We start from the raw sequence: 13792 nt of genomic DNA, 5'->3' as shown, positions 1-13792 counted from the left end.
CCGGGGCTTAGGCTATCGTCACAAACTAATTCATTGAAGAATGTTACCGATGAGCAGCTAGTGCATCGATTAGCAGTCTTTTCTGGCATAATCGCGCCCCCTTATGACCGGGTCAGAAAACCTTCATGATCGATTTATTCAGCGGACTGGATGCTTGGGTGCTTGTGAGCCTCTTGCTCGCCCTGGCCTTTGTCCTCGCCTTCGAGTTCATCAACGGCTTTCATGACACCGCAAACGCGGTGGCCACTGTTATCTACACCAAAGCCATGCCGCCTCACCTGGCGGTGTTCTTTTCCGGTGTGTTCAACTTCCTCGGCGTGCTGCTGGGTGGCGTTGGCGTGGCGTATGCCATCGTCCACTTGCTCCCGGTAGAACTGCTGATCAATGTGAACACCGGTCACGGGCTGGCCATGGTGTTCTCGCTGCTCGCTGCCGCCATCACCTGGAACCTGGGCACGTGGTACTTCGGTATCCCGGCCTCCAGCTCCCACACCTTGATCGGTTCGATTCTCGGTGTCGGCCTGGCCAACGCCCTGATCAACGATATTCCATTGGCCGATGGCGTGAACTGGCAGAAAGCGATCGATATCGGCGCCTCCCTGGTGTTCTCGCCAATGGCCGGCTTCCTTGTCGCGGCCCTGGTGTTGATCGGCCTTAAATGGTGGCGTCCCCTGTCGAAGATGCACAAGACGCCGGACCAGCGCCGCAAGCTCGACGACAAGAAGCACCCGCCGTTCTGGAATCGCCTGGTGCTGGTGATTTCGGCCATGGCCGTGAGCTTCGTGCACGGTTCCAACGACGGCCAGAAAGGCATCGGCCTGATCATGCTGGTCCTGATCGGTATCGTGCCGGCCCAGTTCGTCCTCGACCTGAGCAGCACCACCTACCAGATCGAACGCACCCGCGACGCCACCCTGCACTTGAGCCAGTTCTACAAGCGCAACGCTGACACGCTGGGTGAGTTCCTGGCGCTGGGCAAAAGCGTGGAAGGCGACTTGCCGGAGAAATTCCGTTGCAACCCGCAACAGACCGAACCGACTATCGCTGCCCTGCTCGACACCCTTAAAGGTGTAGCGGACTACCACTCGCTGCCGGCGGAAAGCCGCATCGAAGTCCGTCGCTACCTGCTCTGCCTGGACGACACCGCGAAGAAAGTCAGCAAATTGCCAACCCTGGCCGCCCGTGAAAAGGCTGACCTGGACAAACTGCGCAAAGACCTGACCACCACCACCGAATACGCCCCGTTCTGGGTGATTCTGGCGGTCGCCCTGGCTCTGGGCCTGGGCACCATGGTCGGCTGGAAACGCGTGGTACTGACCATCGGCGAGAAGATCGGCAAGCAAGGCATGACGTACGCACAAGGCATGTCGGCCCAGATCACCACCGCGTGCATGATCGGCCTGGCCAACATCTTCAGCCTCCCCGTGTCCACCACCCACGTCCTGTCCTCGGGCGTGGCCGGCACCATGGTCGCTAACAAAAGCGGCCTGCAAGGCGGCACCGTGAAAACCATCCTGCTGGCCTGGGTCCTGACCCTGCCAGCGACAGTGGCCCTGTCGGCCGGCCTGTTCTGGCTGGCATCGAAGGCACTGGGCAGCTGATAGTTAGCTGCACGAAAAAAGGCGCGTTCCGTGAGGTTCGCGCCTTTTTTATGCCTGCGTTCGGCCATCGTGGTTCACGGGGCGCCTCGATCAAAAACAAAACGAGGCGGCCTGGCAGCCGACCTGATTCTGCTGATGCGCGCACTTCCCCTGTGGGAGCCAGCCTGCTGGCTCCCACATTTTTGGACCGGGCACATCCGGAAAAATCAGGTCGGCTTTCAGGCCGCCTCGCGGCACTGTGGCGGTGGTCGCCCCCTCACGCCCTGAGCTTTGTCCCCCCACACAAAAACCGCAGACAAAAAAAAGGGCAACCGAAGTTGCCCAAAATGCCTTGCGTGCCCACTACATCCGGAAAGAACTACGGCTTACGCTTATGCGAATCCTTCCAGATAAAAAATCCAAACCCTGCAAAAAACATAACCATGAGGCTGACAGTCAGCACCCCGGCGATCACCACGTTGTCGAAAAACATGACTGGCCTCCTGGACTTGCCCTGTTGCGATAGGACTAAGTTACCCAAAGAGGCAGAAGAGAAAATTGACCAGGATCAATGTCACCCAAGACTGGGCGATCAGGAGGGGATAAAACTGACCTGCATCAATAAATGCAGGGTGTTTCAACGCTTTTTCGGTTTGTTCTTCGGCTTCTTCTTCGCTTTACCCAAGGGCATGGCCTGTTCAAACGCCTGGCGCACTTCATTCAGACGTTTTTCATTAAGGTCATGAACCCGCTTGGCGCGTTCATCATTAAGATCTATCAACTTGTCGTCTTGGCTCATGGTGTTCAGTACATCGCTCAACGGGTTTGACGCAATAATGCGGTCTGACGCAAGTGCTGACCAGCCATAACCTTAAATCTGAATATCAACCCACAACCCCTGACGCGGTTCGTCGTCAATCAAAGGCGCCACCGGCACCGTGTTGTCGGCATTGAGCTCATGACCGGGAATCGCCAGGTGTTCCTCAGGGTCTTCATCGGCCTCACGTCGGCGCCGCTGCTGTTCCTGCTTGCGCCGCTGCTCTTCGCGCAGCTGATAGGCTGCCTCTTCCGCATCACGCTGCTGCAGGTCGATGGTGCTCTCGTTGGAGCTTTCCTGCACCGGCACCACCGGCGGAATATCCGGGCGCTGGCGGACCGGGTCCTGCTGCGAAGTGATCGGCACGGCACTCAAGGGGAGCATCGGTAGCATCATATTTATTGTTCTCCTGTCAGCAGGCTGTCGGCTGTGGGGATGGCGACTTGAGCCATCGGTCGCAAACTGTGACCCGGTTGGCACGATTAGGTGCCCCGGCCGACGCGTTCGCGGCCGGTGGGCTAACGTAAGACTGTGAGTTTTTCTGAGAGTCCTTTGGCCCTGAAGCCCTCATTCCGTTAAGATAGCCCGCTTTTTCAAGGTGGGAGTCAGGCAGCATGGCGCAGCAGTATCAACCGGGGCAACGCTGGATCAGTGACAGCGAAGCCGAGCTGGGTTTAGGCACCGTTCTGGCACAGGACGGCCGCTTGTTGACCGTGCTCTACCCGGCCACTGGCGACACTCGCCAGTACGCGCTACGGAATGCGCCCCTCACCCGCGTGCGGTTCTCGCCGGGCGATTCGATCACTCACTTCGAAGGCTGGAAACTGACCGTACAGGAAGTCGACGACGTCGATGGCCTGCTGGTCTACCACGGCCTCAACGCGCAGAACGAAGGGGTAACCCTGCCGGAAACCCAACTGTCGAACTTCATTCAGTTCCGTCTGGCCAGCGACCGTCTGTTCGCCGGCCAGATTGACCCGTTGGCCTGGTTCTCCCTGCGTTACCACACCCTGGAACACACCAGCCGCCAGTTGCAGTCCTCGCTCTGGGGCCTGGGTGGCGTGCGGGCGCAGCCGATCGCGCACCAGCTGCACATCGCCCGAGAAGTCGCCGACCGCATTGCGCCGCGGGTTTTGCTGGCAGACGAAGTGGGCCTGGGCAAGACCATCGAAGCCGGCCTGGTGATCCATCGCCAACTGCTGTCGGGTCGCGCCAACCGTGTGCTGATCCTGGTGCCGGAAAACCTGCAGCACCAGTGGCTGGTCGAGATGCGCCGCCGCTTCAACCTGCAAGTCGCGCTGTTCGACGAAGAGCGCTTCATCGAAAGCGATGCCACCAACCCGTTCGAAGACACCCAGCTTGCACTGGTTGCGCTGGAGTGGCTGGTCGAGGACGAGAAAGCACAGGACGCGCTGTTTGCCGCCGGTTGGGACCTGATGGTCGTCGACGAAGCCCACCACCTGGTGTGGCACGAAGACAAGGCCAGCCCTGAATACACCCTGGTCGAGCAGCTCGCTGAAACCATCCCGGGCGTATTGCTGCTGACCGCGACCCCTGAGCAACTGGGCCAGGACAGCCACTTTGCGCGTCTGCGCCTGCTCGACCCGAACCGTTTCCATGACCTGCACGCCTTCCGCGCCGAGAGCGAAAACTATCGCCCGGTGGCCGAAGCCGTTCAGGAGCTGCTGGACAAAGGGCGCCTGTCGCCTGAAGCGCACAAGACCATTCAAGGTTTCCTCGGCAACGAAGGCGAAGCCCTGCTGACCGCCGTGAACGATGGCGACACCGAAGCCAGCGCCCGTCTGGTCCGCGAACTGCTGGACCGCCACGGCACCGGCCGCGTGCTGTTCCGCAACACCCGCGCCGCCGTGCAAGGCTTCCCGGAACGCAAACTGCACCCGTACCCGCTGCCGTGCCCCGACGAATACCTCGAACTGCCGCTGGGTGATCACGCCGAGCTGTACCCGGAAGTCAGCTTCCAGGCCCAGCCGGACGCCAACGAAGAAGAACGCTGGTGGAAATTCGACCCGCGCGTCGAATGGCTGATCGATACGCTGAAGATGCTCAAGCGCACCAAAGTGCTGGTGATCTGCGCCCACGCCGAAACCGCCATGGACCTTGAAGACGCGCTGCGCGTGCGTTCCGGCATCCCGGCCACGGTGTTCCATGAAGGCATGAACATCCTCGAGCGAGACCGCGCCGCCGCCTACTTCGCCGACGAAGAGTTTGGCGCGCAAGTGCTGATCTGCTCGGAAATCGGCAGTGAAGGTCGCAACTTCCAGTTCTCGCACCACCTGGTGCTGTTCGACCTGCCTTCGCACCCGGACCTGCTGGAACAACGGATCGGCCGTCTGGACCGGATCGGCCAGAAACACATCATCGAACTGCACGTGCCGTACCTGGAAACCAGCCCGCAAGAGCGCCTGTTCCAGTGGTACCACGAAGCGCTGAACGCGTTCCTCAACACCTGCCCGACCGGTAACGCCTTGCAGCATCAGTTCGGCCCGCGCCTGCTGCCGCTGCTGGAAAACGCCGACGACGGCGAGTGGCAAGCACTGATCGACGAAGCCCGCGCCGAGCGCGAGCGCCTGGAAGCCGATCTGCACACGGGTCGCGACCGCTTGCTGGAGCTCAATTCCGGTGGTGCCGGTGAAGGTGATGCACTGGTTGAGGACATCCTCGAGCAAGACGATCAATTTGCGCTGCCGATCTACATGGAAACCCTGTTCGATGCATTCGGTATCGACAGCGAAGACCATTCGGAAAATGCCCTGATCCTCAAGCCGAGCGAAAAAATGCTCGACGCCAGCTTCCCGCTGGGCGACGACGAAGGCGTGACCATCACGTACGACCGCAACCAGGCGCTGTCTCGCGAAGACATGCAGTTCATCACCTGGGAACACCCGATGGTTCAGGGTGGCATGGACCTGGTGCTGTCCGGCTCGATGGGCAACACCGCCGTCGCGTTGATCAAGAACAAGGCGCTGAAACCTGGCACCGTGTTGCTGGAACTGCTCTACGTCAGTGAAGTGGTTGCGCCACGCTCGCTGCAACTGGGTCGTTATCTGCCGCCGGCCGCCCTGCGCTGCCTGCTCGATGCCAATGGCAACGACCTGTCGGCTCGCGTGTCGTTCGAGACGCTCAACGATCAACTGGAAAGCGTGCCTCGCGCCAGCGCCAACAAGTTCATCCAGGCCCAGCGCGACCAGCTGACGCCACGGATCAACGCCGGCGAAGAGAAAATCTTCCCGCGTCACGCCGAGCGTGTGGCCGAGGCGCAGCGTCGCCTCGCGGCTGACACCGACGAAGAACTCGCGCGCCTGACCGCGTTGCAAGCGGTCAACCCGACCGTGCGTGACAGCGAACTGGTTGCCCTGCGCAAACAGCGTGAGCAAGGTTTGGCGATGCTCGACAAGGCTGCGTTGCGACTGGAAGCGATTCGGGTGTTGGTGGCGGGTTAAACGCCCTCCTCTACCCGGCTAAAACAAAAAGGCCCGCAGTGATGCGGGCCTTTTTTGTTTGCTTGAGATTTGTGTTGTTGCAAAGGGCCTCATCGCCAGCAGGCTAGCTCCCACACCGGAGTTCCAGTGTGCCCCCTCTGTGGGAGCCAGCCTGCTGGCGATGGCGTTTAGGCAGTCGCCACAGCAACCCCAGGCTCAACCACCGCAACCAACCCCTCCTTCATCCGCTTCGCATCGCGCACAAAACACCGCGAAGCCAGGAACAGAAACACCATGGTGAAAAACAGCGCCACCGGGATCAGGTACATCGCGTCATGCAACCCGACCGCCTTGAATGCCTCGGTCATCTGCTCGGCGCCGGCCGCCAGCATGGCCGTATGGGCGAAGTGATCGGACAAACCGCCCACCACCACGGGTCCCAACCCACCGCCCAACAGGTACAGCCCGGCAAAGAACAGCGCCATGGCCGTGGCTCGCAAACGTGGCTCGACCACGTCCTGGATCGCCGTGTACACGCAGGTATAGAAGTTGTAGGCAAACAGCCAACCCACGCTGAACACCGCCACGAACACGCCGATTTCAATCCGCCCCGAATGCAACGCCCAGGCGGTACATACGGTCGAGATAATCAGGCTGAACGCCGCGAACAGCAGTCGACCATTGGCCACCCGCTGGTGAATCTTGTCCGCGACCCAGCCGCCCAGCGTCAGGCCGAACAGCCCGGTGACACCCACGATCACCCCGGTCGCCACCGCCGCTTCCTGCAACGGCATCAGGAAGTAACGCTGCAGCATCGGCACCAGGAACGAGTTGCAGGCATACGTGGCAAAGTTGAAGCACAGCCCCGCCATCACCAGCCAGAGAAAGGTCGGCACGGCCAGCACGCGACGGATCGGCCGATCCACGCGCTCCTGGGAAACCTGCACGCTTTCCGCTGCGCCGCGTTTCGGCTCCTTGATGAAGAACATGAAGATGGCCAGGATCAGCCCCGGCACCGCTGCGATGAAAAAGGGTGCTCGCCAGCTGTCGAACGCCTTGACCATCGCACCGATGGTAAAAAACGCCAGCAACAGCCCCAGCGGCAGGCCGAGCATGAAAATGCCCATCGCCCGCGCGCGGCGGTGGGCCGGAAACAGGTCACCGATCAGCGAATTGGCAGCAGGTGCGTAACTGGCTTCGCCGATGCCGATGCCCATGCGCACGATCAGGAAACTCCAGAAACTGCCCACCAGCCCGTTGATCGCCGTGAGCCCGCTCCACGCCGCCAGGCCCCAGCCCATCAATTTGCTGCGTGAACCGGTATCGGCCATGCGCCCCAAAGGCAGGCCGGCAATGGCGTAGACGATGGTAAACGCCGTCCCGATGATCCCCAGCTGAAAGTCGCTGAGGTGCCACTCCATGCGGATCGGCTCGATGATGATGGCCGGGATGGTACGGTCGAAGAAGTTGAACAGGTTCGCCAGGAACAGCAGGAACAGAATGCGCCAGGCATTCGCCGCTTGGGTCGAGTTCTGCATGGGTCCGTCTCTTTTATTGTTATTGGGGCTTCACTGTCCCCGGAAACTGCAATCTAGTCAGGTGCGCGCGGCCTGTCTGTCATCATTCGCCAGCCTGATATCAGTTCATGCCGTCACACCCGACACTGTGGGAGCGAGCCTGCTCGCGATAGCGATGCGCCAGCCACCATCTGTCTTGGATGTGCCGGCCTAATCGCGAACAGGCACACTCCTACACTGGATTTGTGGTGCCGGGAGAAACGGTTTTCACATCCACAGCGGTCTATGAAAAATAACGCTTAGCCCCCCTTCCCAAGCCCAAGGCGAAGCCTAGAATAGCCGCCTTGTCCGACCCACCGTGTACCCCATCCCTCCTTTGATTATCGCCCATGTCCGAAGCCAGTCCGTGTCTGAATTGCGGTGCCTGCTGTTCCCATTTTCGTGTGTCTTTTTTCTGGGGTGAATGCACCTCGGCCGGCGGGATAGTGCCCGACGACCTAGTCGCGTCCATCAGCCCCAGCCGGGTCGCCATGCTTGGCACCGATTGCAAACCCACGCGCTGCGTCGCGCTGGTTGGCGAAGTGGGCAGCACCGTGCAGTGCTCGATCTACGATCAGCGTTCCAGTACTTGTCGGGAGTTCGACGCGTCCTGGACCAACGGCGAGGCCAACGTCGATTGTGATGCGGCGCGGGCAGCGTTCGGACTGCCCGCCTTGCAGCCGGAACTGGAACCGCTCTATGAACAGAGCGCGTAACGCTTAGTACTATTGGCTATAAATATAATGCCAAAATCATTAGAGCCAATATGCCACCATTCCTTGCGCTCTGTGCACGGCCTCTATACTCCAAGTCATTCGCCAGCGGTCATGGCGTCGACAGGGTGTAACGACGGGGCATGCTATGGAGTGGCTTGGTTTGCATTTCATCACCGAGCTTCCACAGAGCGGGCAGGTAATACTCAATTGCGTACATGACCCTTTATTGGTGTTGCTGGCCTATCTCGTCGCGTGTGCCGGCAGCTTTGCCACGCTGGACATGGCCGAACGGGTCGGTCACGCCGAAAAAACCGGGTCTCAACGTCTATGGCGCTGGGTCGGTGCCGGATGCCTGGCCGGCGGGATCTGGGCCATGCACTTCATCGGGATGCTGGCGATCCGGGCGCCGATCCAGACGCACTATCAACTGCCCGTCACGCTCCTGTCGCTGCTGATCGTCCTGCTCGCTTCGTGGTTGGCGATGCACACCCTCAGCCATCCTCGGCCCAGCTTCTGGCAATGCCTGAAGGCGTCGGTCTGGATTGGCCTGGGCATCGCCGCCATGCACTACGTGGGCATGACCGCCATGCATTCCAACGCAGTGCCGTATTACCAACCGACGCTATTTGCCCTGTCCATTGTGGTGGCGATAGGCGCCAGCCTCGCGGCCCTGTTGATCTCCAGCCATCTGCGCGACGGCTCCGGCCCGTTGCATCAACTGCTTAAATACTGCGCCAGCCTGGTACTCGGGGCCGGCATTGTGAGCATGCATTTCACCGGCATGGCGGCGTTCAACCTGGTGCTGCCCGCCGGTAACCTGCAAACCCTGCCCGGCGAAAACAATCACCTGCAACTGGGGCTGACCGTGGCGATCATGACGCTACTGATCATCGGCAGCAGCATCAGCGCAGCCCTGGCGGACAAGAAGCTGCAACACAAGGAACGCGACCTGCAACGGGTCAATGCGCTGCTCAGCCAACTGGACCAGGCGCGCATGTCCCTGCAACAAGTGGCCCATTACGACGCCCTGACCAACCTCATCAACCGCCGGGGCTTCAACCAGATCTTTGCCGAGAAGCTGATCGAGAAGACCAACGAAGGCGGCATGCTGGCGGTGCTGTTTCTGGACATCGACCATTTCAAGCGCATCAATGACAGCCTCGGCCACGATGCCGGTGACGAACTGCTCAAAGTCCTCGCCGCCCACATCAAGAGCTCGGTGCGCACGCACGAAGATGTGGTGGCGCGCTTCGGCGGCGACGAATTCTGCCTCCTCATTAGCCTGCATGATCACGATGAAGCACGGCAAATGGCCCAGCGCATCATGCTGAAAATGAAGGAACCCATCGAATTGGCCGGTCGGCGCATGGTGATGACCACCAGTATCGGTATCAGCCTGTTTCCGCAGGACGGCAAGACGTGTGAAGAGCTCCTGAAAAACGCTGACCTGGCGCTTTACCAGTCCAAGGACAACGGCCGAAACGGCGTGAATTTCTTCAGTCAGAACCTGAAAGCCCGCGCCACCATGGAGCTGCAGCTGGAGGAAGAACTGCGCCACGCCCTGCGCGAAAACACCGGGCTCGTGCTGCATTACCAACCCATTTATGACCTGCAAACCGGTCAGGTCAGCAAGCTGGAAGCCCTCGTTCGCTGGCAGCATCCGGTGCATGGCTTATTGGCCCCGGACCGCTTCATCGCCATCGCCGAGGCCAATGGCCTGATCGCCGATCTGGACAATTGGGTGCTGCGCAAAGCCTGTGAGGACCTGGCCGAATTATCACGCCAAGGCTGCGAAGAACTGAAGATCGCCGTGAACTGCTCCCCCCTGAACCTGGCGCGCGAAGAGCTGGCCGACGAAATCGAACACGCTCTGCGCAGCACCGGCGTGGCGCCGCAACGCCTGGAAATGGAGGTAACCGAGAATGCGCTGATGGACAACATCGCCAACACGCTGGGGTTGCTGCGGCAGATTCGGGCCCTCGGTGTGTCGTTGTCGATCGACGACTTCGGCACCGGTTATTCGTCGCTGGCCTACCTCAAGCGCTTGCCGCTGAACACGCTGAAGATTGACCGTTCCTTCATCCAGGACATTCCGACGGCGACCCAGGACATGGAAATCGTCCAGGCGATTATCGTCATGGCCCACACCCTTCATTTACAGGTAGTCACCGAAGGCGTCGAGACGTTCGAGCAATACGACTTCCTCGAACGCCATGGCTGCGATTTCGTCCAGGGTTACCTGCTGAGCCGCCCGGTGCCGCTGGCCGAGTTGCGTCCGGTGCTGAACGAAATCAACCAGCGCAATCACTCGCGCACCATCACTCCGCTGAGCCTGGCTCGCGGTACATCTGCACTAGCGTCGACGGATCTTTTTCAAGGAAACCCTGGGCCCCATGCAATCGCATCAATTGCGCGGCCAATCCACTGATCGGCGTTGCCGAGCCCTGCTCGCGGGAAAATTTCACGGCGGTGTCCAGGTCCTTGAGCAACGTACGAACATGCCACTTCACCGGTTCGAAATGACTCTGCGCCATTTGCGGGGCCAGGATCTGCAAAGGTTTTGAATCGGCAAAGCCACCGGCCAGCGCTTGCGCGATCAAACCGGCGTCGACCCCGGAACGCTCCGCCAACGCCACCACTTCGGCAATCACCAGCGCATTGCACGCGACAATCATCTGATTGCACGCCTTGGTCACCTGCCCCGCGCCGACGCTGCCCATGTGGGTGACGCGCTGACCGAGGCTGAGCAAGACTGGTTTGACCCTCTCAAGGTCTGCTGCGTCGCCGCCCGCCATGATCGCCAGGCTGCCGGCCTCGGCGCCGACCACGCCGCCAGACACCGGCGCATCAAGCCAGCCCATGCCGGTTTTGCTGGCCAGTTCAGCGGCCATTTCTCGCGTGGCGGTCGGCTCCAGGCTGGAAAAGTCCACCAACAACTGACCGCTTTTCGCCCCCTCGGCCACCCCGTCCGCCCCAAAAACCACCTCGCGCACCACCGCCGTATCGGCCAGGCACAACAACACCACATCCGCGTGCAGGCACAGCTGCGCGGGCGTGGTTACTTGCCGGGCGCCCGCCTCGACCAGCGGCGCACACTTGGCCGGATTGCGGTTCCATACGGTCAGCGGATAGCCCGCCGCGAGCAGGCGGCGGCACATCGGCAAGCCCATCAGACCGATGCCGGCGAAGCCGAGCGAAGGTAACGTTGCCATCATCTGGCCTCCTTTTGATTAAAGATCGCCGAATATTGGCCGATTCATCATGACTAAGGAAAGGATTCCCCCTAGCGACGTTCAGGCTACAGGCCTGACGCTCGGGCCAAATACGCGCTGAACAAAAGACGCGAGACCCATTCCGTGACCGTTCGACGACAGTTTGTCGCCGAGCCAACCAGCCCAGGTACATGGCGCCCAATGACTTCTAAAAATAACCCGGCCACTACGGTTTCCGATCTGACACTGAGCCCAGCGGCGAACAGCCCCTCATCGTCGAAGCCATTGATTCCGTCGCGCCCGTTGGCCACTCAGCAATATCTGTATTTCACCGAAACCAACACCGACCGCATCCTCGATAACCTCGACGGCCTGCGCGACATGGTGTTCCCGCGCGCGCCGCATCTGGAAGGCGACAGCGAACAGCACAACGACCAGGAATTCCCGTCGGTGTGCCTGATCGGCCTCGGCCGCTGCGGTTCGAACATCGCGCTGGACGTTGCGGAGCTGGTGTACAACGCCCGCAAGTTCTACCTCAACGAATTCAATAACGAAGACCGTCCGTCTGCGGACAAACGCTATGCGGACAAGGGCTACAGCCCGGCCCAATGGATTCGCAACAACCTGCGCCTGGGCACCAACAAGGGCGCCAAACCGGTGTTCCTGGTAGAACCGCTGGTGATGCTGGGCGACCTGGACAAAGACATCGCCGGGCGCATCCGTTTCTCGCGCAAAGGCGAAAAAAGCGGGTTTCTGCGCGACTACAGCAAAATGAAAATCATGGACTTGTCCGAAGTCCACGCCGGTGGCGCCGGTAACGCGCCGATCCTGGGCCAGTACCTGGCCAAGATCATCCTGAACAAGGACACCCAGCGTTTCTCCAGCCCTGACTGGAAAATGATTCACTCGTACCTGATCGACAGCTGCGGCATCAAGGCCAACCAGTCACGCCTGTATTTCTCGATCTTCAGTGCCGGCGGTGGTACCGGCTCGGGCATGGCGTCAGAATTCGGCCTGGCCCAGCAGCACTCGTACATGAACAAGACGTTCGACACCAAGCCGATGGACGAGCACGACGGCAAAAGCGGTCATTCCTTCGTCTTCGAGCCAATCTTCACCAGCGGCATTTGCGTGCTGCCGAACATTTCCGATCACCGCAGTGAAATGTCCGAGGCGCTGCACATCAACGCCGGCCGCTTGCTGTGCAAATACCTCTCGGAAGAGTGGGACTTCTCCTACAACTTCGCCAATGAAGACAGCAGCGAAGCCAGCGTCATGGGCCGTATTCGCCCATGGAACGCGATGATGCTGATCTCCAACGACATCATGCGTTATGCCGAAGAAAGCGATGACGGCAACATCCAGAACATTGACGTCAATGCGATGGAAAAGCATGCCAACCAGTACATCTCGCAGCAGATCTTCAACATTCTGACGGCGCAGGCGGTCACGACCGACTACGACCAGAACTACTTCCGTCGCGCCGGCATCGACATCGGCGAGACCATTCGCCTCGACGCCAACGACCTGTTCATGAGTCTGGCCGGCCCGGTAGCCATTGCCTACGCCGAGTCCGTCGTGCCGGAAACCCCGGCGCCGAGCAACGACAAATTCAAGGTGTTCGAAAAAGAGCCGCAGCGCCTGAACATCGACGACCTGTTTTTCCGCTCCATCGACCTGCCGCACTTCAACAAAGTGACCCAGGCCATCGAAGGCATCAGCCTGTTGCCGATCGAGTCCAAGCGCTACCGCGCCTCGCTGGAGCAGTACAAGAATTCGGGGTATGACGCCGCCGCGTTGCACGACCTGCACTTCTTCAAGAACTGTTCGTCGGTGGTGTCGATCGTTTCGCTGCCCAAAGACTACAAGCTGTCGTACATGGACCTGAACCGGTTGAAGACGCACCTCAACAGCCTGTTCCCGAACACCACGCTCAAGCGTTATGCACTGGTGATCGGCGCGTCGGCGAACTTGTCGTTGACCACGTTGATCGCCAAGAGCCCATGCCTGTCGGACGATTTCCTGACCCTGATCGTGGCCTTCATCAAGCGTTGCTTCGCGAAAACCCCGTACCGCTTCGATGAAACCCTGGACAACTCGATCCTGGATTTCATCATCAATGAAGAGTTCGACGAAGACCGCATCGACGACCTGCTGAACGAGTTCGAGAACCCGGCGAAGATCCTCGACACCAACTGGTACGCGATCAAGCCGATGTACGAGAAGAAGTACCGCGAGTTGATCAACGACAAGGAAAAGTTTGTCTCGATCAATGACATTCGCCTGTCGCGCGATTGCGTGAAGAAGGCGATCAAGTACCTGCGTGAGATCTACCGTCACCGCATTGGCAAGACCAAGGTTATTTCGCTGAATAACCATACGGGCAAGACGTTTACGGTTTGACCTGAAACCGCGTCGCGGCCATCGCGAGCAGGCTCGCTCCCACAGGTTCTCTGATTACCTGTGGGAGC

Annotated in this window: 10 protein-coding genes; 5 read left to right on the top strand and 5 right to left on the bottom strand. The window is 60.0% G+C overall.

The window, feature by feature from the left end:
• Window positions 1–125: 125 nt before the first annotated feature.
• The gene (locus EJA72_RS21570) at window positions 126–1601 is read left to right on the top strand and encodes an inorganic phosphate transporter (protein ID WP_157713427.1); all 1476 of its coding nucleotides are present in this window, start codon (window positions 126–128) and stop codon (window positions 1599–1601) included.
• 358 nt (window positions 1602–1959) lie between these two features.
• On the opposite strand, the gene ccoM is transcribed toward EJA72_RS21570, so the two are convergent.
• The 3 genes from ccoM to EJA72_RS21565 all read right to left on the bottom strand — a co-directional run bounded on the left by ccoM (window position 1960) and on the right by EJA72_RS21565 (window position 2793).
• On the bottom strand, window positions 1960–2073 hold the full coding sequence (gene ccoM, locus EJA72_RS29540) for a cytochrome c oxidase subunit CcoM (RefSeq protein ID WP_027925619.1): 114 nt from the start codon (window positions 2071–2073) through the stop codon (window positions 1960–1962).
• Between the two features lie 144 nt (window positions 2074–2217).
• Window positions 2218–2379 carry a hypothetical protein gene (locus tag EJA72_RS28990; RefSeq protein WP_178129515.1) on the bottom strand — a complete coding sequence of 54 codons (162 nt, stop codon included), beginning with the start codon at window positions 2377–2379 and terminating at the stop codon, window positions 2218–2220.
• A gap of 72 nt (window positions 2380–2451) precedes the next feature.
• A complete protein-coding gene (locus EJA72_RS21565) occupies window positions 2452–2793 on the bottom strand; it encodes an aspartate-semialdehyde dehydrogenase (RefSeq protein WP_157713426.1) in 342 nt (113 codons plus the stop codon).
• A gap of 218 nt (window positions 2794–3011) precedes the next feature.
• Here EJA72_RS21565 and rapA point away from each other — a divergent pair, with 218 nt between their 5' ends.
• Window positions 3012–5858: an RNA polymerase-associated protein RapA gene (gene rapA / locus EJA72_RS21560; protein WP_157713424.1), complete on the top strand. Its 2847-nt coding sequence runs from the start codon at window positions 3012–3014 to the stop codon at window positions 5856–5858.
• 167 nt (window positions 5859–6025) lie between these two features.
• On the opposite strand, the gene EJA72_RS21555 is transcribed toward rapA, so the two are convergent.
• Complete coding sequence (locus tag EJA72_RS21555) at window positions 6026–7375, bottom strand: MFS transporter (RefSeq protein ID WP_157713422.1); 1350 nt, start codon at window positions 7373–7375, stop codon at window positions 6026–6028.
• 368 nt (window positions 7376–7743) lie between these two features.
• On the opposite strand from EJA72_RS21555, the gene EJA72_RS21550 reads away from it, so the two are divergent.
• Together EJA72_RS21550 and EJA72_RS21545 are read left to right on the top strand one after the other, a co-directional pair.
• On the top strand, window positions 7744–8109 hold the full coding sequence (locus EJA72_RS21550; protein ID WP_157713420.1) for a YkgJ family cysteine cluster protein: 366 nt from the start codon (window positions 7744–7746) through the stop codon (window positions 8107–8109).
• 145 nt (window positions 8110–8254) lie between these two features.
• Window positions 8255–10537, top strand: coding sequence for a bifunctional diguanylate cyclase/phosphodiesterase (locus EJA72_RS21545; protein WP_157713418.1), 2283 nt, complete (start codon window positions 8255–8257; stop codon window positions 10535–10537).
• Here the strand turns inward: EJA72_RS21545 and EJA72_RS21540 are convergent.
• Window positions 10428–11324 carry an NAD(P)-dependent oxidoreductase gene (locus EJA72_RS21540; RefSeq protein ID WP_178129514.1) on the bottom strand — a complete coding sequence of 299 codons (897 nt, stop codon included), beginning with the start codon at window positions 11322–11324 and terminating at the stop codon, window positions 10428–10430. The two genes, EJA72_RS21545 and EJA72_RS21540, sit on opposite strands and share 110 nt — an antisense overlap.
• Window positions 11325–11522: 198 nt before the next feature.
• Between EJA72_RS21540 and EJA72_RS21535 the strand changes: the two genes are divergently transcribed.
• Entirely contained in the window at window positions 11523–13724 is a 2202-nt protein-coding gene (locus tag EJA72_RS21535) for a hypothetical protein (protein WP_157713416.1), read from the top strand.
• Window positions 13725–13792: the final 68 nt, after the last annotated feature.

Origin of the sequence: Pseudomonas sp. PB120 (assembly GCF_009761815.1) — a bacterium.
GTDB lineage: Bacteria > Pseudomonadota > Gammaproteobacteria > Pseudomonadales > Pseudomonadaceae > Aquipseudomonas.
The sequence above is the reverse complement of the archived record's forward strand: the minus strand, read 5'-3'. Positions and strand labels throughout refer to the sequence as shown.

Coding starts and splice junctions, on each gene's coding strand:
- EJA72_RS21550 (WP_157713420.1), top strand. CDS start 7,744: ATGTCCGAAGCCAGTCCGTGTCTGAATTGCGGTGCCTGCTGTTCCCAT.
- EJA72_RS21545 (WP_157713418.1), top strand. CDS start 8,255: ATGGAGTGGCTTGGTTTGCATTTCATCACCGAGCTTCCACAGAGCGGG.
- EJA72_RS21540 (WP_178129514.1), bottom strand. CDS start 11,324: ATGATGGCAACGTTACCTTCGCTCGGCTTCGCCGGCATCGGTCTGATG.
- EJA72_RS28990 (WP_178129515.1), bottom strand. CDS start 2,379: ATGAGCCAAGACGACAAGTTGATAGATCTTAATGATGAACGCGCCAAG.
- EJA72_RS21570 (WP_157713427.1), top strand. CDS start 126: ATGATCGATTTATTCAGCGGACTGGATGCTTGGGTGCTTGTGAGCCTC.
- rapA (WP_157713424.1), top strand. CDS start 3,012: ATGGCGCAGCAGTATCAACCGGGGCAACGCTGGATCAGTGACAGCGAA.
- ccoM (WP_027925619.1), bottom strand. CDS start 2,073: ATGTTTTTCGACAACGTGGTGATCGCCGGGGTGCTGACTGTCAGCCTC.
- EJA72_RS21555 (WP_157713422.1), bottom strand. CDS start 7,375: ATGCAGAACTCGACCCAAGCGGCGAATGCCTGGCGCATTCTGTTCCTG.
- EJA72_RS21535 (WP_157713416.1), top strand. CDS start 11,523: ATGACTTCTAAAAATAACCCGGCCACTACGGTTTCCGATCTGACACTG.
- EJA72_RS21565 (WP_157713426.1), bottom strand. CDS start 2,793: ATGATGCTACCGATGCTCCCCTTGAGTGCCGTGCCGATCACTTCGCAG.